Consider the following 20476-nt stretch of genomic DNA (forward strand, 5'->3'; position numbering starts at 1 on the left):
CTGAGGACATGGGGAAGGGCGGGTGCCGACCGGCACCCGCCCTTCTGCGTGAGGTGGTATCAGAGAACGCCCAGGTCGCGGGCCGCCTGGTTGCGGCCGGTCATGGCGACGGTACGGGCGGATCGGGTTGCCTCAGTGCTCGTGGTGGTACGACCGGCCTGAGGCCGGCGCATTCGAGCCCGGGTCAACGCTTCGTGGAGTAGTTGCATCTCGAAGGCTCCACTCGGAACGTTCAACATCGTTTTCTCACTCACTGCCGGTGTGCCACCGGCGTAGTTGGAACGGGTCGGGAACATGTCAGGCTGCCAGCCGGACCGCGCCACGCACCTCGGACAGCCCACTGGCCGCCAGGCGCGCCTCGGCCTCGACCCGAAGCTCGGCGTCACGGGCGACGTCCTCCTTACGCGGACGGCCACGGGGCCGCTTACGCGGGACAACCGCGCCACGCTCGAAGATCTCGCCGCCCCAGACGCCCCAGGGCTCCGCTCGCTCAACGGCTCCGGCCAGGCATTCGACACGCAGCGGGCAGTCCCCGCAGAGTGACTTGGCCAGCTCGAGCTCGGTGGGCGAGTCGGAGAACCACAGGTCGGGGTCGAACTTCCGGCAGGGCAGGTTCGCCTCCATCTCGACGCTCATGTCGAGGGGGGCCAACGCCAGACTCATCTCCCGGTCACCTCTCTCTCACTTCGATCTCGTGGATCGCATTCCGACGTACTTACGGCGGGCAAAAAACTGAGGCCGCGGATCCCGGTAAGCGGGTTCCGCGGCCTCGAGGTGAGCCGGAGTCTGATGGTCAGACCGGTTTACCTCGAGGTGGAACGCCGCGGACATCCATGCGCTTCTTGGCGACCTGGATGCCATTGCCCGTGAAGCCACTGGTCCCCTCGACTCCAGCGGGCGCGACGGTCAGGATCAGCTCGGCCTGAACCTGGTGCACCTGTGGAACCGACGGTCGTGCAGCCGCAAGGGCCACCCGGACAGCCGACAGCGGAGCGCAGACAGACGGCATCGCCGCCAGACGCTCATAGGTGAAGATCTTCACGGGAACCACCTCCCTCACGTTCCTCGAATCGACTGGACCGCACCCCGTGAGCAGCCGGAATGGCGCCGCTCGCGTGGTGTGTCCTGAGGCTATTCCTCGCGCCGGGGCGAGGGCAAACGAATTTACGACGAGATTTCGAAAGTTTTCTCCGGGCAGACATCGTCCACCCCGGCACCGGCCACGAGGGCCAGCACCGACTCCCCGTAGAGACCCAGTTTGCGCGGGCCGATACCGGCGATGGCGATCAACTCTTCCGACCGGCCCGGACGTCGCTCGGCCAACGCGACAAGCGTCGCGTCGGTGAAGACCACGTACGCCGGAACCTTCTGCGCACCGGCCACCCGCTGCCGCCACTCGCGCAGCCGTTCGTGCAGCTCATCGTCTATGTCGGACGGGCAGGTGGGGCAGCGGCCGAGCTTGCGGTCCGGGCCGGCGAGCAGGGTGGCGCCGCAGATCCGGCAGGAGACGATCTGGGTCCGCCGTCGTTCAGGACTGCGGGCCGGAGCGGCGCCGCCGGTCGCCCGTTCGGTGCCGCCGGAGCGGTCCAGCTGCGGCAGGAACCGCGACGGCCGCCGGGCCCGTCCGCCCGGCGAGCGCGCGGCGGCGTACGACAGCCACAGCCACTCCCGGGCGCGGGTGATCCCGACGTAGAGCAGCCGGCGCTCCTCCTCGACCTGTTCGACGGTCTTGGCGTAGATGGTGGGCAGGGTGCCCTCGGCGAGGCCGACCAGGAAGACCGCGTCCCACTCCAACCCCTTGGCCGAGTGCAGGGACGCCAGCGTCACGCCGTCCACCGTCGGCACGTGCTGCTGGGCGGCCCGGCGCGCCAACTCCTCGGTGAAGTCGGTGAGGGTGACCGGGCGCTCCACCGAGGCGGCCTCGCCGATCGGCACGACCTCGGGGGTGGCCGCGTACTCCTCGGCGAGCTGGACCAGCGCGGACAGCGCCTCCCATCGCTCGCGGGCGGCGCCGCCGGCCGGGGGCGCGTCCGGGGCCCAGCCGACGGCGGTGAGCGCCTCGACGACGGCGGCCGGCAGCGGTGTCTCCCCCGGGATCGATCGGGTGGCCGCACGCAGCGCGACCATCGCCTGGCGCACCTCGGTCCGTTCGAAGAACCGCTCCGCGCCCTGCACGACGTACGGCACCGCGGCCTCGGTGAGCGCCTTCTCGTACGCCTCGGACTGCGCGTTGACGCGGAACAGCACGGCGATCTCCTTCGCCGGCGTGCCCGCGTCGATCAGCGATCGGCAGCGCGCGGCCACCGCGTTCGCCTCGGCCGGCTCGTCGGTGAAGATCCGCAGGTCCGGCTCGGGGCCGGGTGGGCGTTGCCCGCTCAACTCCAGCCGCAGGCGCGCCTCGGTGCCGCGGGCCTGGGAGATCACCGCGTTGGCCAGCCCGACCACCTGCGGTGTCGAGCGGTAGTCGCGGACCAGCCGGACCACTGTGGCGTTGCGGTGCCGGCGGGGGAAGTCGACCAGGTACGCCGAGGTCGCCCCGGTGAACGAGTAGATCGTCTGGCTGGCGTCGCCGACCACTGTCAGGTCGTTGCGGCCGGCCAGCCAGGCGTCCAGCAACCGCTGCTGGAGTGGGTTGACGTCCTGGTACTCGTCGACCACGAAGTGCCGGTACTGGGTGCGGATCTGCTCGCCGACGTCCGGGTGCTCCTCGATGCCCCACACCGCGGCCCGCAGCATGTCCTCGAAGTCGATCACGCCGTTCGAGCGCTTGAGCTGCTCGTACGCGGTGAACACGTCGGCGACCTTCGTCGGCTCGTGCGGTGTGTCGCGCAGTGCCCGGGCCGCGGCCACCACGTAGTCCGTCGGCTCGACCAGCGACGACTTCGCCCACTCGATCTCGCCGGCCAGGTCGCGGGCGGCGGCCCGGTCGGTACGCAGGCCGACCCGGGCGGCGGCGAGGGTGACCAGTCGTACCTTGCTGTCCAGCAGTTCGGGCATGGCGCGGCCGGCCAGCAGCCGGGGCGCGAAGTACCGCACCTGGCGCAGCGCGGCGGCGTGAAACGTCCGGGCCTGGACACCGCTCGCCCCGAGCAGAGTGAGGCGGTGTCGCATCTCGGCGGCGGCGCGGGCGGTGAAGGTGACCGCGAGCACGTGCCGGGGGGAGATCTCCCCGGAGAGCGCCCGGTGGGCGATTCGGGAGGTGATCGCCCGGGTCTTGCCGGTGCCGGCGCCGGCCAGGATGCAGACCGGGCCGGCGGGTGCGGTCACGGCGGAGCGCTGCTCCGGGTCCAGCCCGGCGAGCACCTGTTCCGACGCTGAGTGAACCACCACAACCAGGAATCATCTCAGCTCCTCCCAGCGTTGCAGCGAACAGGCTCGGCTTGATCCGCAAGCCGCGGCCGGAGGAGTTGGAGGATCCGAGGATGCTGACGATGTATTCCACCCCCTGGTGCGGCTACTGCCACCGGCTGAAGTCGCAGCTCGACCGGGAGGGCATCGGGTACGAGGTGGTCGACATCGAGCAGGACCCGAAGGCCGCGGACTTCGTGATGAGCGTCAACGGCGGCAACCAGACGGTGCCGACGCTGCGCTTCGCCGACGGCAGTGCCCTGACGAATCCCTCGATCACCCAGGTGAAGCAGCACCTGGAGACGCTCAACGCCTGATCTTCCGGTTCATTCTCGGTGCGCGGCCGCCCCACCCGGGGCGGCCGCTCGTCGTGTTCGGGAACGGGTGGCCGCTGTCGGTGGGTGCCGGAGGCCCGGGTCGGTCGGCGTCCTCGGCCGGACGGCGAGGTGCCGGAAGCGTCGGGCGGGTGGGCGGCGTCGGCGGGCGGGCCCCGCCCGGCGCGCTCAGGTGCCGGCCCCGCCACAGGTAGCTGCCAGCGGCGAGGGTGGCCACCCCGACCAGCGCGAACAGCAGCCGGTAGTCCACGAACCCGACCAGCAGGGCACCCGCCCCGATGGAGACCGCCTGCGGCCCGCTGACCATCGCCTGGGTGGCCGCGGCGACCCGACCGACCAGCGACGGCGGCGTGCGGCGCTGGATCAGCGTGTGCAAACCCACCATCGTCAGCGGGAGCGAGACCCCGGCCAGCAGCACCGCGGCGAACCCGAGCCACAGATCGGGGAACGCGAGCGCGAGCGCGGCCGGAGAGAAGAAGGCGACTCCGGCGGCCAGCGTGCCGACCTCGCCGAGCCGGCGGACCAGCGTCGGTGAGCAGAGCCCACCGAGCAACCCACCGACGCCCTGCACGGTGACCAGCACCCCCACGAACGCGGCATCCCGGTGCAGCCCCTGGTCGACGTAGGCGAAGATGAGCGACTCGCTGAAGCCCATCACCAGTGACCCGAGCCCGTAGCCGAGCAGGGCCCGTCGCAGGGCCGGCTCACCGGCCAGGTGCCGCAGACCGGCGCCCAGTTCGGCCGGCCACCGTAGCCGTACTGGCGGTGGCAGCCGTTGCGGGGTGGGCAGCGCGGTGACCACCGCCGCCGCGGTCAGAAATCCGACCATGCCGATTCCGGCCAGCACCCACCCACCGAGCGCCGCGTAGAGCGCCGCGCCCACCAGCGGTCCGACCAGCCGGATCCCCTGACGTACGGTCTGCAGCACGCCGTTCGCGTCGGCCAGCAACTCGACCGGCACCATCTCGCGGATGAGCCCACTGAGCGCCGCGCCGAGCGTGATCGACGAGAGTCCGTACAGGGCGGCCACCAGATAGACGACCCAGACGTCGCCAGCGTCCCGGACTGTGAACAACGGGGCGAGCAGGGCCGCGGTCAGCACGTTCGCGGCCACGAAGAACGGTCGGCGCGGGTAGCGGTCGACAACCCAGCCGACCAGCGGCGCCAGCGTCATCGGCGCGATGACCGCGAAGATCGTGGCACCGGCCAACCCGTTCGAGCCGGTCAGATCCTTGACCCAGATGGCGAGTGCGAGCAGCAGGATCGACTCGGCGGTCATGCTGGCCAGCAGGCCGCCGAAGAGCAGGCGGAAGTCGGGTCGGCGCAGGATCGTGCGCATGGGTCCCTCCGGCGGGATGGCTGCCCAGGTGGGCGAGGTCGACGGGCCGCGACCGCGGGTCCGTCGTCATCCGGCATTCCCGTGGTGCGATTTTCGCAAGACACGCCCTCGCCGGAACCTCCGACACCGGTCGCGCCGTCCATACTGACCGTGGGGGGCGAATTTCATACAGTTACCGTCGCGTCTGCGGCGGTCGACGGGAAAGAGGACACTGTGCCTCCTGCCGCACCCAGCCCGATCCTGCGTCGTCGCCGGTTGGGCGTCGAGCTGCGCCGCCTTCGTGAGGCCGCGGGCCTCACCGGCGATCAGGTCATCGAGCGTATCGGTTGGGCCTCCGCGTCCAAACTGTCCCGCTTGGAGAACGGCCGCAGCCGACCGGACCCGCAGGACGTCGGCGACCTGCTCGACCTCTACGGCGCCGACCAGGCGCTGCACGACGAGCTGCTGGGCATCACCAACGAGGCCGGCGACATGCGCGGCTGGTTGAAGAACTTCCCGGTGATGACGCAGCAACAGCGCGGTTGGGCCGAGTTGGAGGCGGGCTGCGCGGAGATCTCCGAGTACAACCCGGTGCTGGTGCCGGGCCTGTTGCAGACCCCCGGGTACGCCCAGCTCCGGATCATGTCGGCCCGACAGGTGAACGCGGGCGCGGGCGAGCCGGAGCCCGGCGACGAGCCGGAGACCGAGGTGCAGGCGCGGCTGGCCCGCCAGTCGCTGCTGACCCGCGAGCCGCATGCTCCCCGCTACACCGCCGTGTTGGAGGAGGCGGCTCTCGGCCGCCGGGCCGGGCCGCCGGAGGTGCTGCACGAACAACTGCTCCAGCTCTGCGAGTTGGCGCTGCTGCCCAACGTGGCCCTGCACGTGCTCCCCCGGGACACCCAGATCGGCAATTGGTACCTTCCGCCGACCGCCTTCTCGGTCTATCGGTTCGCCGATCCCCTCGATCCGGAGACATTGGCCATCGAAGGTGGCTTCACCGACGTCATGTCGACCGAGTCAATCACGCTAAATCGCTATAAAGTGGTGTTCGAGTGGCTATGCACGGCGGCACTTAACGCCTCGGACACCCTCTCCTGGCTGATCGAGGCGACGGGACGGCTGACCGAGGCGACGCCCCCATCCACAGTGGCGTTCGGGCCGGCAACGGCGCCGACCCAACGCCGCAGGGAATCGGGGCGACTGACGGACCGGTGATCCACGGGGGACCCTCCGTCGGGACGTGCGGCACCACTCGTCCCATCGGATCGCTGCACATCAGGAGCAGAGCCATGAACGAAATCCGCAACACGCCGTCCGTCTCCGCCCACTCGTTGGCGGACGCCCCGTGGCGTACCAGCACACGCAGCCAGACCTCCAACTGCGTGGAGGTCGCCCCACTGGCCACCGGCCCGTCGGCGGTCGCCCTGCGCGACAGCAAGGACCGGGGCGGCCCGGTCCTGCTGTTCAACCGCGCGGGATGGCTCGGTTTCATCACCGGGGCGAAGAAGGGCCAGTTCGATCTGAACTGATTCGGTGACTGGTACGGGGCCGTCGGCGCACTGCCGGCGGCCCCGTCGCTGTACGACCCGGCGACCCTGCTGAGCAGCCATCCGCCGATCGGACGAGGCTCGAAACCGATAGGCGCGTTTCAGTTGCTGGGACGAACACGGGGCGTAACATGACCCTCGAGTACGTGGAACTTCCACACTGGCTCATCCGTCGCGGTTCATCCGGAGACCCTCATGCGGTTCCTGATCGTTCGCACCGACATCCGCGCCGTCGCTGACGGGGACATCGCCGCCGCCTGGGCGGACGGCCACCGACTCCGCGACGAGACGACCACGCCCGAGCCGCGCCGGCAGATCGTGCACGCCGAGGACCGGGACGCCGCGCTGCTGCTGGCCCGCGCCCTTGCCACCGTCGGCGCGGTCCGCGCCGGAAAGCAACGGGTCAAGGTCCTCCCGCTGATCGAGTCGCGGCCCGCCTTCCGACACAGACCGGGCCGCACCGGCACCTGATTCCACAGGTCGTCCGTCGTGGTCGGACCGGCTCCCCCGCCGCGTTACTCGCACCCGCCGACCACGACGGCCCGTGTTCCCGGCCCGTGACCGCCGCGGCAACGGCGGCCACGGGCCGGGACCGTGCTCAACTGTCGGCGTCCACCCATCCGTCCAGCCAGCGGTGGATGAGGAACAGCGCTATCGACGACGGAGGCGGCAGAATCAGCCGGGCCCCGTCACCCACGTCCACCGTCTGCCCGGCCAACGCCGCCCCGATCTCCCCGCGGGAGAACCACCTGGCGTACGCGATCTCGGACGGGTCGACCCGCACCGGCTCGGTCGGGTTCGCGGTGGCCAGGAAGCCCAGCATCAGCGAGCCGGGGAACGGCCAGGCCTGGCTGCCCACGTACCCGATGCGCTCGACCCCGATGCCCACCTCCTCGCGGACCTCGCGCAGCACGGCGGCCTCCGCCGACTCCCCCGGCTCCACGTAGCCGGCCAGGCAGGAGTAGCGACGACCACCCGGAGTGCCCTGCCAGCCGGCGTTGTTGCCGAGCAGGCAGCGGCCGTCCGGGCCGTCCACCCCGTCGTGGACGAGCACGATCATCGCCGGGTCGGTACGCGGCCAGATCCGCCCACCGTTGCGGTCCACCCGGGACCAACCCGCCTCGTCCATGGCGGTCGGCGCGCCGGTGCTCGTCGAGTAACCGTGTCGGGTGTGCCAGTTGACCAGCGCCAACGCGGTGGTGAAGATGCCGGCCTCGCGGTCGGCGAGCAGGTGACCCACCTCCCGGAGGTGGACCGCCCGGGTCCCCGGGATTGCCGGCAGCGGCGCGTCGACAGCGAAGACCGGCACCCCGTCCGGCTCGACACCCAGGAACATCGCCATCGACTCCGACCCGGCGGGCACGTCAGCCGACCCGAACAACACCAACGTCGGAGGCGACGTCTCGGTCCGGGCCAGAGTCCGACCCTCGTCGGTCGAATCGAGCAGCAGCACCCGGGCGCGCAACCACGCCTCGGTCAACCACTGCGAGTCACCCCGCCGGTGCGCGGCCCGATCCAGCGTGGACCGCGCCAACGGCGGCGCCGCCTCCCCGCTCACGCCGCCGCTCCGCTGCTGAGCCCCATGGTTCGCTCACTTCGCTCGCTCACGCCAGCGCTCCGCTCGCTCACGCCTTCTGCTCGGTGTGAACAGTGGTCAGCGCGGCCAGCCCGGGGGTGATCCGCTCCGCGTCGCCGAGCACCACTATCGCCGCCCGAGCCGGGGCAAGGTAGCGGGCTGCCGCCTGCGCGACGTCGTCGATGCTCGCCTTCGCCAACCTCGCCGCGTACTCGGCGAGGAAGTCCAGGCGCAGACCGTTGCCGGCGTACGCGCTGGTCAACGCCGCCAACCCGGCCTGGGTGGACATGCCGAGCTGGAGGGTGCCCAGGGCGTACTGCCGGGCCTGCTCCAACTCCTCTGGCTTCGGCGGCAGCGACGCCAACCGACCCAGCTCGTACGTCGTCTCCAGCAGCGCCGGGCCGGTGACCTCGGTGGCCACGTCGGCGGCGGCGACCAGCACCGACCCGGCGACCGAGTGCTCGATCACCGAGTGCGGGCCGTACGTGTAGCCCTTGTCCTCGCGGATGTTCTCCACCCACCGGGAGGAGAAGTAGCCGCCGAAGATCAGGTTGGCCAGTTGCAGCGGGGCGTGGTCCGGTTCGGTGCGCGACACCGCTGGCAGCGCGATCCGCAGCGAGGACTGCACCGAGCCCGGCCGGTCGACCAGCAGCAGTGGCCCCGGCTCCAGCGGCGGGGTCGCCGGCAGCTCGGCCACCCGCCCGGCACCCGACCAGCCGCCGAGCGCCCGCTCGGCCGCGTCCAGTGCCTTCTCCGGCTGCACGTCACCGACCAGCACCAACTGCGCGCCGGTCGGGTGGACCCGCTCCGAGTGCAGGGTGCGCAGCGCCGCCGGTCGGACGGCACGGATCTGGCCGGGCTCCGGCGTCTGCGTCGCGTACGGGTGCCGGCCGTAGATCCGCTTCAGCAGCGCCTCCCGGGCCAGGTGCGAAGGCTGGCTCTGCGCCACCTGGATCCGGTCGACCAGCCGGTCCCGTTCGGTGGCCACCTCGTCGCTGGGGTAGCTGGCACCGGTCAGCACCTCGGCCAGCAGCTCCAGCATCCGGTCCAGACCGGTGACCAGCCCGGCGCCGGAGAGCATCAGCCGGTCCGGGTCGACGCCCGCGGACAGCCCGCCGCCCACCTTCTGCAACTCGGCGGCGATCTGCACGCTGGTCATCGACTCGGTGCCGGAGAGCATCGTCTGCGAGAGCATCGCGCCGCGGGCCAGGTGGACCCGACCGAACGGCACCCAGAGCCGCAGTTCGACGAGGGGTACGGCGGGCCGGCGTACGGCGATCACTGTGAGCCCGTTGCGCAGTGTGCGCTCGGCCTGCTTGGGCACCTTGAGCTTGCGGGTCGGCCCGAGCGGCGGCAGCGTACGCGGACCGGCAGGAGAAGTAGCGATACTCACTGTGTCACCTTCGTTCGCGACTGTGGGGCTCGCAAAACCGGCTCGCTCCTCGCGCTCACCGAACGCCTCCGGCGATGACCTCGATGGCGGCCCGGCGCTCCGGGCGCACTGTGGCCGCGGCGGCCCGGACCTGCTCCTCGGTGACCTCGCCGACCAGCCGGGGCAGTTCGTTGAGCAGACCCGGTTCACCGCGTTGCTGCTCCAGCACGGCCATCCGCAGCGCCCGACCGAGCACCGCGTCGGTGTCCCGTAGCAGGTGGGTCGCCATCCGGGCCTGGGTGCGGGCCAGTTCACCGTCGGTCAGCCCGTCGGTGGCCAGCCGGTCCAGTTCCTCGTCGATGGTGCGCAGCACCTTGTCCACGTCGCCACCGGGCGGCAGGTGCGCCTGCAACAGCAGCGCCGTGGGGTCGCGGACGTCGAACGGGTCGCCCATGAAACCGATGTATCCGCCGAGGCTGGTCACCGTGCGGTCCCGCTGCACCAGTCGTTCGACCAGCCGCGACGCGTCGCCGTCGGTGAGCACCTCGGCCAGCACCACGTACGGCAGGTAACCGGCGAAGTCGGTGACCGGGTCGGGCACGCGCCAGGCGCCGGCCACCGCCGGCAGCGGCGCCAATGCATCGGTGTACGAGGTGCGCCGCTCGGCACTCAGGTCGGGCTCGGTGAAGTCCGGCCGCTGCGGTGCCGGTCGGGCCGGCACGTCGCCGAAGTGCCGGGTGACCAGTTCGGTCGCCTCGGCCACGTCGATGTCGCCGCTGACGGCCAGCACGGCGTTGCCGCTGGCGTAGTAGCGGCGGAAGAAGTCCGCGGCGTCGGCGACGGTCGCCGACTCCAGGTCGTCGAAGGAACCGTAGCCGTCGTGGGCGTTCGGGAAGGTGTCGAACATGACCGGCGGCAGAGTGAGCCAGGGGAAGCCGCCGTACGGCCTGTTGAGGACGTTGACCCGGATCTCCTCCTTGACCACGTCGACCTGGTTGCGCAGGTTCTCCTCGGTCAGCCGGGGCCCACGCATCCGGTCCGCCTCCAGGAACAGCGCGCGCTCCAGCGCGTTGCTCGGCAGCGTCTCGAAGTAGTCGGTGTAGTCCAGGTGGGTGGAACCGTTGAAGGTGCCACCCGCGCCCTGCACGTGCCGGAAGTGGGCCAGCTTCTCCAGGTTCTCCGAGCCCTGGAACATCAGGTGCTCGAAGAGGTGGGCGAAGCCGGTACGCCCCTCCGGTTCCGAGCGGATGCCGACGTCGTAGACCACCGCCACCCCGATCACCGGGGCACTGCGATCGGGGGTGAGCACCACCCGCAGGCCGTTGTCGAGGGTGAACCGCTCGACCGGATACTTCGTCGCTGGAATTCTGGATCTCCGCGCCGCCACGGAGTCGACCCTAGCGCGTCGGCACCTCCGCCACCCGCGACCTTCCCGGAGCCGCCGCGACCGGGGCTGTCACCAGGGGCAGCACCTCGGCGCCGACCCGCTCGGCCTCCTCGCGGTGCGGCCAGCCGGAGAGGATGAATTCGTCGACGCCGAGCGCGGCGTACTCGTCGATGCGGGCCGCAACCTCGGCGTAGCTGCCGACCAGCGCGGTGCCGGCGCCCTCGCGGACCAGGCCGACGCCGGCCCAGAGGTTCGGTGCGACGGTGAGCCCGTCGCTGCGGCCGGCGTTCAGCGCGGCCATCCGGGCCTGACCCACCGAGTCCATCCGGCGGAACCGGGCCTGGGCGGCGGCGATCCGCTCCGGGCTCATCCCGGCCAGCAGCCGGTCCGCCTCGGCCCACGCCTGCGCGCTGGTCGGACGGGCGATGACGTGCAGGCGGAGGCCCGTGCGCACTGTGCGGCAGTGCTCGGCGGCGAGCGCCCGGACCCGGGCGACCCGGGCCGCGATGGACGTCGGTGGTTCACCCCACATCAGGTACACGTCGGCCTGCCGGGCGGACACCGTCTCGGCAGCCGGGGACGCGCCGCCGAAGTAGACCGGCGGCGGCGCGGCGAGCGGGGTGGCCAGGCCGCCGCCGTCGACCCGGTAGTGCTTTCCGGCGTAGTCGAACGGCCCGCCGGCCCAGGCACGGCGAAGCACCTCGACGAACTCGCCGGTGCGCGCGTAGCGGTCGTCGTGCCCGAGGAAGTCGCCGTACGCCCGCTGCTCGGCCGGGTCGCCCCCGGTCACGATGTTGAGCGAGAGCCGGCCACCCGAGACGGCCTGGAACGCCTCGGCCTGCTGGGCGATCAGGGTGGGCAGCGCGAAACCGGCCCGGACCGCGACCAGCATGCCGAGCCGCTCGGTGTGCTGGGCGACCGCCGCGCAGACGATCCACGGGTCGGGGCAGCCGGCGCCCACCGGTGTGAGAACGGCGGTGAACCCGTTCGTCTCGGCGGCCCGGCCAACCTCGGCCAGGTAGGCCACCGTCGCGGCCCGGTCGTGCCTCGCGGCGCCAGCGGTGACTGTGGCGGCACCGACCTGGTCGCCGTCGCCGGAGGTGGGCAGGAACCAGTGGAAGGTCATCGCGAAGTCGCCTCTCTGCCGGTGACCGAATGCCGGTTACCCTAGCAAGCTGGTAGGAAATACCGACATAACTGAGACGCGCCATCCCGCCATGTGGATGAGCCTTGACGCTGACCGCGGCCTGGCCCACTCTTCCTACCAACTAAGTAGGAATACTGCGGATTGGATGGACGATGAGACGGCTCCCCCTGCGCCGGTTGGTCACCCTGGCCACCCTCGCCGCCCTCGGCGCGGCGACCCTGGGCAGCACCGCCGCGTGCGGCGACGACAGCGATGGCGCGGGCGGCAGCTCCGGCCCGGTGACGCTGCGCCTCGGCTACTTCCCCAACATCACCCACGCGCCGGCGGTCGTCGGCGTGGAGAAGGGCATCTTCGCGGAGAAGCTCGGCACCAACGTCAAGCTGGACCCGAAGACCTTCAACGCCGGTCCGGCCGCCATCGAGGCGGTCTTCTCCGGCGCGCTGGACGCCACCTACATCGGTCCGAACCCGACGGTGAACGCCTTCTCCAAGTCAAAGGGCGAAGCCGTCCGGGTCATCTCCGGCGCGGCCTCCGGCGGCGTGGCACTGGTCGTCAAGCCCGGCATCACCGGGGCGCAGGACCTGAAGGGCAAGAAGATCGCCACCCCGCAACTGGGCAACACCCAGGACGTGGCGATCCGTTACTGGCTCAAGCAGCAGGGCCTCACCACCACCAAGGAAGGTGGAGGCGACGTCAAGATCGTGCCGCAGGAGAACGCCCAGACCATCGAGACGTTCAACAGCGGCGCGATCGACGGTGCCTGGGTGCCCGAGCCGTTCGTCTCCCGCCTGATCAACGCCGGCGGCAAGGTGCTCGTCGACGAGCGCGACCTGTGGCCGGACAAGAAGTTCGTCATCACCAACCTGCTGGTCAGCACCAAGTTCCTCAAGGCGCACCCGGACGTGGTGCAGAGGCTGGTCGACGGTCAGGTGGCCGCCAACGAGTTCGTCAACACCAAACCGGAGGAGGCGCAGCAGGCCATCTCCGACGCCATCGGCAAGATCACCGGAAAGCCGCTGGACCTGAAGCTGATCAAGCAGGCGTGGCCGACGTTGGAGTTCACGAACGACCCGATCTCGTCCTCCCTGAAGGCAGGGCTCGACCACGCCGTCGACGTGGACCTGACCGAGCCGGTGGACCTCAAGGGCCTGTACGACCTGAAGTACCTCAACAACGCGCTCAAGGCGCAGGGCAAGTCCGAGGTCGTCCAGCCATGACGTCGACGACGACGACGCCGCGGAGCGCGACCACAGCGGTCGCGCTCTCCGGCGTGACCAAGGTGTACGGGCGCGGGGCGAACGCCGTCCTGGCCCTGGACGGTGTGTCGCTGAACGTCGCGCCCGGCGAGTTCGTCTGCCTGGTCGGCGCGTCCGGCTGCGGCAAGAGCACCCTGCTCAACCTGGTGGCCGGGCTGGACCGGGTCAGCGGTGGGCAGATCACCCTGGCCGGCGACGCCAACCCGGGCCTGATGTTCCAGGAGCCGGCGCTCTTCCCGTGGCTGACCGTCGACGCCAACGTGGAGGTGCCGCTCAAGCTGCGTCGGCTCCCCCGGGCCCAACGCCGTGAGCGGGTGGCCGAGCTGCTGCGGACGGTGCACCTTGCCGACTTCGGCCGCAAGCGCCCGCACGAGCTCTCCGGCGGAATGCGGCAGCGGGTCGCGCTCGCCCGCACGCTGGCCCTGGACACTCCGGTGCTGCTGATGGACGAGCCGTTCGGCGCGCTGGACGCGATGACCCGGGACATCCTGCACGACGAGCTGGAACGGATCTGGTCCGAGCGCAAACTCTCGGTGCTCTTCGTGACGCACAACGTCCGCGAGGCGGCCCGGCTGGCCGACCGGATCATCCTGCTCTCCAGCCGACCCGGCCGGATCATCTACTCCACCGAGGTGAACATCCCGCGCCCTCGCCGGATCGACTCCCCCGAGGTCGCCGCCATCGCCGCCGAGGTCACCGAGCGGCTCCGTACGGAGGTGGGCCGCCATGGCCAGTGACACCCTGACCAGTTCGGCGCGTACCGACGCGGAGATCACCGGCCTCGACGCGCTGGAGATCGCCGGTCGGGACAAGGAGGTCTCCCGGGGCACCCGGATCTGGGCGGCCACCTGGCCCAAGCTCGCCGCCCTGGCCATCACCATCGCCGCCTGGCAGTTCGTGGTCTGGACGGGTTGGAAGCCGCCTTACTCGTTGCCGGGGCCGCTGGAGGTCGGCCGCGAGTTGCTGACCCAGGCCCAGGGCCCGCAGCTCTGGGAAGGCATAGCCACCACGTTGCGCCGGGCCGCCGTCGGGTACGTCTTCTCGGTAGCCGTGGGCCTGCTGCTGGGCCTCGCGGTAGCCCGGTCCACGGTGCTGCGCGCCGCCATCGGCTCGATGATCACCGCGTTGCAGACCATGCCGTCGATCGCCTGGTTCCCGCTGGCCATCCTGCTCTTCGAGCTGAGCGAGAAGGCGATCTTCTTCGTGGTGGTGCTCGGCGCGGCACCGTCCATTGCCAACGGGGTGATCTCCGGAGTGGACTACGTGCCGCCGCTGCTGCTGCGTGCGGGCCGCAACCTGGGCGCCCGAGGGCTCAACCTCTACCGTTACGTCATCGCACCGGCCGCCCTTCCGGCGATCGTCGCCGGCCTCAAGCAGGGCTGGGCGTTCTCCTGGCGCAGCCTGATGGCGGGTGAGCTGCTCGTGGTCGGCATCTCGCAGACCTCGCTCGGCGCCCAGCTCACCTACTCCCGCGAGTTGTCCGACTCACCCTGGCTGCTCTCCACGATGATCGTCATCCTGGTCGTCGGCCTCGTCGTGGACGCCGCGTTCGGCGCTGCGGACAAGGCGATCAGGCGCCGCTGGGGCGTACTGGACCAGGCCGGTCAGTGACGTGTTCGTCTCCGCGCGCAGCGACTACGCGCTCCGGGCGATGCTCGCCGTCGCTGCCGCCGGTGGTGGCGGCGACGGCGACCGGGTCGGGGAGTTGGTGAAGGCGGCCAGCCTGGCCGAGGTGCAGGACATCCCGCTCAGCTTCCTGCAGGGCATCCTGCTCGACCTGCGTCGGGCCGGTCTGCTGCACAGCCATCGTGGCGCCGACGGCGGGTACGCGCTGACCCGCCCAGCCGACGAGATCACCGTCGGAGACGTGCTGCGTGCGGTCGGCGGCTCGCTCACCACGGTGCGCGGCCTGCCGGCCGAGCGGGCCGGCTACCACGGGGTGGCCGCCGGGCTCACCGACGTCTGGCTGGCGGTGCACGGGGCGATCGCCACCGTGGTCGACAGCACCACCCTGACCGACCTGCTCACCCACGCCCCCACCACAAGGTGAGTCCCGGTCACACCCCCAGCTCCGCGATCTTGCACTTACTGTCCCCGCATAAGAGACATTTCGATCATATCGACATCCGAAAGTGCAAGATCGGCGCGTCGGGAGGGGCTGCGGGGGCGTGAGGCGATGTGGCCGGGCCGGTGCCCCGCCGACCCGACCACATCTCGCACCGATCCTGACCGGGCCTGCCCCTCCGCCGGCACCGGTAGGCCGGTCGCTGCTCAGCCCACGTGTGCGGTCGCCGGGGCGAGGCCCGGGTCGCCGGGACTGTGCAGCTCCACCAGACCGGCGGGAGCGTTACCCGCCGGGGTGGCATGCCAGGGCGCGAAGGCCGCGACCATGGCGAGCAACAACCCAGCGAGCGCGACCGCGACCACCAGGATCAGTTCACGCAGTGCGCCCGAGCCGGCTTCGCCCGCCATGGTCACCCCTCCCGTGCCGGGCCCCCCGCCCGACATCCCCCGTCGGTCAGCCTCGACCACGTCCGGCCGGGGCGCAGTCGGCCAGCCGACCCAGCGAAGGCTGATTACCGACTCAGCAGAGCGGGCCGCACGGCGCGGTCGGCTGACCGGTCGGGCCGCACGGACAGCCGACCGGCCCGGAACACCGCGCAGACAAAACCGACCCGCCCCGCCGAAGCGGGACGGGTCGGTCGACGTGCAGACGATCAGACGGTACGGGGACGACGCGGCCGACGGGACCGGCCCGACGCGCGGTGCGCCGGACGGGCGCCACCATCGGCGGCCGAGCCGCCGGAGGTACGGGCCCGAGAGACGGGCGCCGGCGGAGCGACGATGGTCACCGGCACGCCGGACGGCTCGCGGGCGCCGGTCACCCGGGCCAGCGATCCGTCACCCGCGCGGACCTGGACCGACTCGGGCCGGATACCGGCGGTGGCCATCAGCCGGGACACGTCCCGGCGCTGCTCCGGCAGGACCAGGGTGACCACGGAACCGGACTCGCCGGCCCGGGCGGTACGGCCGCCCCGGTGCAGGTAGTCCTTCGCCTCGGTCGGCGGGTCCACGTTGACCACCATGTCCAGGCCGTCCACGTGGATGCCACGGGCCGCCACGTCGGTGGCGACCAGGGCGGTCACCTGACCGTTGCGGAACTGCTCCAGGATCCGGGTGCGCTGCGGCTGGGACTTGCCGCCGTGCAGCGCTGCCGCGCGTACGCCCTTGGAGAGCAGTTGGCGGGCCAGCCGGTCGGCGCGGTGCTTGGTGCCCATGAACAGGATGGTGCGGCCCTCACGGGCGGCGATCCGGGTCAACGCGTCGGGCTTGTCCGCAGCGTCGACGTGCAGCACGTGGTGGGTCATAGCGGTGACCGTCGCGGTGCCCGGGTCGACCGAGTGGGTGACCGGGTTGCTCAGGAAACGGCGGACCAGCCGGTCCACGCCGCCGTCCAGGGTCGCGGAGAAGAGCATCCGCTGCCCCTGCGGCGCGACCTGCTCCAGCAGCTTGGTGACCTGCGGCAGGAAGCCCATGTCGGCCATCTGGTCGGCCTCGTCGAGCACTGTGATCTCGACCTGGTCGAGCCGGGCGTCGCCACGGTTGATCAGGTCGTGCAGGCGACCGGGGGTGGCGACGACAACCTCGGTGCCGGCGCGCAGGGCGTCCGCCTGCCGCTGCAACGACAGCCCGCCCACGACGGTGGCGCAGCGCAGCCCGACGGCGCGGGCGTACGGGGCCAGCGCGGTGGTGACCTGCTGAGCCAGCTCGCGGGTCGGCACCAGCACCAGGGCCAGCGGGCGACCCGGCCGGGCCTTACGGCCAGCGGTACGGGACAGCAGCGGAAGCCCGAAGGCGAGAGTCTTGCCGGAGCCGGTACGACCGCGGCCCAGCACGTCCCGGCCGGCGAGCGAGTCGGGCAGCGTCGCCGTCTGGATCGGGAACGGCTCGGTGATGCCCTGCGCGGTCAGCGCGGTGAGCAGCGCCGGTGCCAGACCGGTATGAGCGAACGACGGAATAACTGTGGTCATGCGAAAGCCTTCCTCGACGCGGCACGTGTCGAGGGAGGGCGCCGAAGTCGGCGCTGTCAACCGGCGGCGCAAGGCAGCCAGGACTCACAAGCACGAACCGAAAGGGAGTACAGGCCGGCCCGCCGCCGGGCCGCCGCCTGCGTAGGCAGGTGGCAGCGGGGCGGGCCGGTCCCGTCACCGTCACACCCGGAGGGCGCGACAGGTAATGCTGACCGATCCGAAGATCAGAGCGGGCGGATGTTCTCCGCCTGCGGGCCCTTCTGGCCCTGGGTCACCTCGAACTCGACCCGCTGGTTCTCGTCCAGGCTCCGGTAGCCGGAGGACTGGATCGCCGAGAAGTGGGCGAAAACGTCGGCGCCGCCGCCGTCGGGGGTGATGAAGCCGAAGCCCTTGTCAGCGTTGAACCACTTCACGGTGCCAATAGCCATGTGTTTCGTCTCCTTGACGGAACGTCGGACGCGCACTTGTTGCGTGCCCGAAGAGGAGCGCTCCGCGCGGGGATGCGCGAATCGCCTGTCGCTTCTGGTCGCCCCGCCCGGAGAACTCCGGACACAACAAAGAGCGCCTGGGGCCACAATCCCGCCAGGCGCACACAGAGTCTCTGGTAACCAAAACTGCAACCCGGTCAACCTACCACGGTTTTCCCCGCCATGGTCAATGTTGGGCAGAATCCTCGGGCAACTGGGCGATCATGGCGGTGAGGCCCGTCACATCCAGCAGGTCGGCGGGCCGTACGGTCACCCCATGGCGGACGTAGTGGAACGCCGCGCCCACCCGATCGACCGGCACGCCGGCCAACTCCGCCCAGGCCAGCCGGTACACCGCCAGCTGCACGGCGGCCACGTCGGCCGCCGGCCCGGTGGGCTGCGCGCCGGTCTTCCAGTCGACCACGTCGAACCGGCCACCCGGCCGGGCGAAGACCGCGTCCATCCGGCCCCGCACCACCACTCCGGCGATCACAGTGGCGAAGGGCACCTCCACCTCCACCGGTGACCGGTCGGCCCACTCGCTGGCCAGGAACCGCTCCTGAAGCTCGATCAGCGCCTCGTCGGGTGCGGCATCGGCGTCGGCCGCGCCGGGCAGCTCGTCCAGGTCCAACAGGCGGTCGGCGCCGAAGCGCTGCTCCAGCCAGGCGTGGAAGGCGGTGCCTCGACGGGCGTACGGGTTGGGTTCGGCCGGCACCGGGCGACGCAGCGTACGGGCCAGCGCCGCCGGATCGCGCCGCAGCGCGACCAGTTGGGTGACGCTCAGCGCCCCGGGCAGCGCCACCTCGACCGCACCGGAGAGCCGGGTCAGCTCGGCGCGCTCCGCCAACAGCAGGTCCGCCTCGCGCTGCCAGCGCGCCACCTCCGGATCCACCTCCGGCTCGACCGTTTCGGCCTCGATCGACGGCACCGGCCCGGCAAACACCGGCCCGACCTCCGACCCGACCGGCGACACCGGCCCGACCGGCGACACCGGCCCGACCGGCCCGGCGAGCACCGGCCCGGGGAGCACCGGCCCGACCGGCCCGGGGAGCGCCGCCGTCGGGCCGTCGGCCATCAGGCGACGCACCAGCCCGGCCGCCTCGGCCAACGCCGGCCGTCGACCGCCCAGCGGGTCGGCCGGCCACTCCGCGCGGAGCACCACCTCGGCAGTGGGGTTCGTCGCGTCGGGAGTCGGCTCCGGCGCCCACGCGTCGATCAGGTGCCCCGGCCCGCCGTCGAGGCAGGCGTCGTACACCTCACGCAGGAAGACCGACGGACCTCGCGGTCGCTTCGTGCCCTCCCCCCACCAGTAACCGGAGCAGAGCAGCAGCCGACGCGGCCGGGTGACCGCCACATACGTCAGCCGGCGTTCCTCCCGCTCGTCGTGGGCCCGCCACGCGTCGGTGAAGTCGGTCACCGCCCGCGCCACGGCCCGCTGGTCCCCCGCCTCGTCGAGTGCCAACTCGGGCAGCCCGTCGGCGTCGCCGCGCAGCGGGAACGGCAGCACGCCCAGCCCACCCAGCCAGTGGTCGGAGTTGCGCACCGGCCCCGGCCACAGACCACGACTGAGCCCGGCCACCGCGACGACGTCCCACTCCAGGCCCTTGGCGGCATGCGCGGTGACCACCTGCACCGCGCCCTCCACCACCTCGACCTCGCCCGGCGCCAGACCGCGCTCCTCGTCCTCGGCGGCGGCCAGGTAGGACAGGAAGCCGGACAGGGTCGCGCCGGGCGTCTCCCCGCTGAACCGGGCCGCCACGTCGCCGAGCGCGTCCAGATGCCCCCGGGCCAGGCCCGCGTCGCCGGCGCCGTCCCGGCCGGCCCGCACCGCGACCTCCACGTCCAGGCCGATGGTCCGCTCGATGTCCGCGATCAGGTCCGGCAGCGCCTGGTCCAGCCGGTAGCGCAGCAGCGCCAGTTCCCGGCCGTACGCGCGCAGCCGCGCGAACCCCTCGGCCGAGTACGCCTGCGCCGGCCCGAGGTCGGCCAACGCCTCCACCAGGGTCGCCTCGTCCAACAGGTCGGGGCTGATCTCCGAGGCCTCGTCGGCGGCCACCTGTCGCCGGGCGTTCGCGATGGCCCGCGCTCGTCGGTGCAACGCCACCAGGTCACGTGGCCCGATCCGCCAACGGGCACCGGTGAGCAACCGCAGCAGCGCGGCGCCATCGGTCGGGTCGGCCAGGACCCGCAGCGTGCAGACCACGTCGCGCACCTCGGGGGTGTCCAGCAGGCCACCCAGCCCGACCACCTCGACCGGTAGGCCCCGCTCGCGCAACGCCGACTCGATCGCCGGGATCTGGCTGCGCACCCGGACCAGCACGGCGGTCGTCGGGCGGCGGTCCACCGGGATGTGTTCCGGGGTCGCGCCCGGCATCCCGGCCGCCCCACGCCAGGCGGCCAGCACGCTGTCGGCGATCCAGTCGGCCTCGTCGGCGTACGTGGGCAGCATCGCGCAGTGCACGGTGCCGCCGGCCGCGCCGCCCGGGCTGCGGTGCGGGATCGGGTCCCGGACGGTCAGCGCGGAGCGCAGCTCCGGCACCCGGGCACCCGCCGCCCGCAGCGGGGTGGAGAGCGCGTTCGCCACCCGGAGGATCTCCGGGCGGTTGCGCCAGCTCGTGGTGAGCCCCAGCGCCGGGGCCGGTTCACCGTTGGCGCGGGCGAACTCGGTGGGGAACCGGTCCAGGGTGCCCGC

General features: G+C 71.8%; 20 protein-coding genes. 8 read left to right on the plus strand and 12 right to left on the minus strand.

Annotation, left to right across the window (positions count from 1 at the left end; all coding sequences use genetic code 11):
* Nucleotides 1–297: 297 nt before the first annotated feature.
* From NIE111_RS29155 to NIE111_RS29165, 3 genes are all read right to left on the minus strand, one after another.
* Nucleotides 298–663 (minus strand): WhiB family transcriptional regulator, encoded by a 366-nt coding sequence (locus NIE111_RS29155; protein ID WP_030490434.1) that lies wholly within the window; start codon nucleotides 661–663, stop codon nucleotides 298–300.
* Between the two features lie 130 nt (nucleotides 664–793).
* Nucleotides 794–1009, minus strand: coding sequence for a hypothetical protein (locus NIE111_RS29160; protein WP_181518366.1), 216 nt, complete (start codon nucleotides 1007–1009; stop codon nucleotides 794–796).
* Between the two features lie 155 nt (nucleotides 1010–1164).
* On the minus strand, nucleotides 1165–3330 hold the full coding sequence (locus NIE111_RS29165; protein ID WP_238687458.1) for an ATP-dependent DNA helicase UvrD2: 2166 nt from the start codon (nucleotides 3328–3330) through the stop codon (nucleotides 1165–1167).
* A 92-nt stretch (nucleotides 3331–3422) separates the two neighbouring features.
* On the opposite strand from NIE111_RS29165, the gene NIE111_RS29170 reads away from it, so the two are divergent.
* Nucleotides 3423–3665: a mycoredoxin gene (locus tag NIE111_RS29170; RefSeq protein WP_112681335.1), complete on the plus strand. Its 243-nt coding sequence runs from the start codon at nucleotides 3423–3425 to the stop codon at nucleotides 3663–3665.
* On the opposite strand, the gene NIE111_RS29175 is transcribed toward NIE111_RS29170, so the two are convergent.
* Nucleotides 3655–5022, minus strand: coding sequence for an MFS transporter (locus tag NIE111_RS29175; protein ID WP_238687459.1), 1368 nt, complete (start codon nucleotides 5020–5022; stop codon nucleotides 3655–3657). The genes NIE111_RS29170 and NIE111_RS29175 overlap by 11 nt on opposite strands.
* 213 nt (nucleotides 5023–5235) lie before the next feature.
* Here NIE111_RS29175 and NIE111_RS29180 point away from each other — a divergent pair, with 213 nt between their 5' ends.
* The 3 genes from NIE111_RS29180 to NIE111_RS29190 all read left to right on the plus strand — a co-directional run bounded on the left by NIE111_RS29180 (nucleotide 5236) and on the right by NIE111_RS29190 (nucleotide 7019).
* Entirely contained in the window at nucleotides 5236–6216 is a 981-nt protein-coding gene (locus NIE111_RS29180) for a helix-turn-helix domain-containing protein (protein WP_238687460.1), read from the plus strand.
* Nucleotides 6217–6290: 74 nt separating this feature from the next.
* Nucleotides 6291–6530: a DUF397 domain-containing protein gene (locus NIE111_RS29185; protein ID WP_112583698.1), complete on the plus strand. Its 240-nt coding sequence runs from the start codon at nucleotides 6291–6293 to the stop codon at nucleotides 6528–6530.
* A gap of 213 nt (nucleotides 6531–6743) precedes the next feature.
* Complete coding sequence (locus NIE111_RS29190; protein WP_091406149.1) at nucleotides 6744–7019, plus strand: hypothetical protein; 276 nt, start codon at nucleotides 6744–6746, stop codon at nucleotides 7017–7019.
* Nucleotides 7020–7146: 127 nt separating this feature from the next.
* On the opposite strand, the gene nudC is transcribed toward NIE111_RS29190, so the two are convergent.
* The 4 genes from nudC to NIE111_RS29210 form a co-directional block, all read right to left on the minus strand.
* Nucleotides 7147–8106, minus strand: coding sequence for an NAD(+) diphosphatase (gene nudC / locus NIE111_RS29195; RefSeq protein ID WP_238687461.1), 960 nt, complete (start codon nucleotides 8104–8106; stop codon nucleotides 7147–7149).
* A 67-nt stretch (nucleotides 8107–8173) separates the two neighbouring features.
* Complete coding sequence (locus NIE111_RS29200) at nucleotides 8174–9517, minus strand: M16 family metallopeptidase (RefSeq protein ID WP_238687462.1); 1344 nt, start codon at nucleotides 9515–9517, stop codon at nucleotides 8174–8176.
* Between the two features lie 55 nt (nucleotides 9518–9572).
* A complete protein-coding gene (locus tag NIE111_RS29205; RefSeq protein ID WP_238687463.1) occupies nucleotides 9573–10883 on the minus strand; it encodes a M16 family metallopeptidase in 1311 nt (436 codons plus the stop codon).
* Between the two features lie 10 nt (nucleotides 10884–10893).
* Nucleotides 10894–12009 carry an LLM class flavin-dependent oxidoreductase gene (locus NIE111_RS29210; protein ID WP_238687464.1) on the minus strand — a complete coding sequence of 372 codons (1116 nt, stop codon included), beginning with the start codon at nucleotides 12007–12009 and terminating at the stop codon, nucleotides 10894–10896.
* Nucleotides 12010–12182: 173 nt separating this feature from the next.
* Between NIE111_RS29210 and NIE111_RS29215 the strand changes: the two genes are divergently transcribed.
* From NIE111_RS29215 to NIE111_RS29230, 4 genes are read left to right on the plus strand one after another with little or no spacing between them, the layout of a single operon-like run.
* Nucleotides 12183–13247 (plus strand): ABC transporter substrate-binding protein, encoded by a 1065-nt coding sequence (locus NIE111_RS29215; RefSeq protein WP_238687465.1) that lies wholly within the window; start codon nucleotides 12183–12185, stop codon nucleotides 13245–13247.
* Nucleotides 13244–14023 carry an ABC transporter ATP-binding protein gene (locus NIE111_RS29220; RefSeq protein WP_238687466.1) on the plus strand — a complete coding sequence of 260 codons (780 nt, stop codon included), beginning with the start codon at nucleotides 13244–13246 and terminating at the stop codon, nucleotides 14021–14023. Before NIE111_RS29215 ends, NIE111_RS29220 begins: the two co-directional genes overlap by 4 nt.
* Nucleotides 14013–14897 (plus strand): ABC transporter permease, encoded by an 885-nt coding sequence (locus NIE111_RS29225; protein WP_238687467.1) that lies wholly within the window; start codon nucleotides 14013–14015, stop codon nucleotides 14895–14897. Before NIE111_RS29220 ends, NIE111_RS29225 begins: the two co-directional genes overlap by 11 nt.
* 1 nt (nucleotide 14898) lies before the next feature.
* On the plus strand, nucleotides 14899–15336 hold the full coding sequence (locus tag NIE111_RS29230; protein WP_238687468.1) for an RrF2 family transcriptional regulator: 438 nt from the start codon (nucleotides 14899–14901) through the stop codon (nucleotides 15334–15336).
* A 221-nt stretch (nucleotides 15337–15557) separates the two neighbouring features.
* Here the strand turns inward: NIE111_RS29230 and NIE111_RS29235 are convergent, their stop codons facing one another.
* The 4 genes from NIE111_RS29235 to NIE111_RS29250 form a co-directional block, all read right to left on the minus strand.
* Entirely contained in the window at nucleotides 15558–15758 is a 201-nt protein-coding gene (locus NIE111_RS29235; protein WP_238687469.1) for a hypothetical protein, read from the minus strand.
* 245 nt (nucleotides 15759–16003) lie between these two features.
* Nucleotides 16004–17317 carry a DEAD/DEAH box helicase gene (locus tag NIE111_RS29240; protein ID WP_238687470.1) on the minus strand — a complete coding sequence of 438 codons (1314 nt, stop codon included), beginning with the start codon at nucleotides 17315–17317 and terminating at the stop codon, nucleotides 16004–16006.
* Between the two features lie 224 nt (nucleotides 17318–17541).
* Complete coding sequence (cspE, locus tag NIE111_RS29245) at nucleotides 17542–17745, minus strand: transcription antiterminator/RNA stability regulator CspE (RefSeq protein ID WP_007464836.1); 204 nt, start codon at nucleotides 17743–17745, stop codon at nucleotides 17542–17544.
* A gap of 226 nt (nucleotides 17746–17971) precedes the next feature.
* A partial coding sequence (locus tag NIE111_RS29250) for an ATP-dependent helicase (RefSeq protein ID WP_238687471.1) occupies nucleotides 17972–20476 on the minus strand: 2505 nt, incomplete at its 5' end.

The organism is Micromonospora hortensis, assembly GCF_022230935.1.
Lineage (GTDB): Bacteria > Actinomycetota > Actinomycetes > Mycobacteriales > Micromonosporaceae > Micromonospora > Micromonospora hortensis.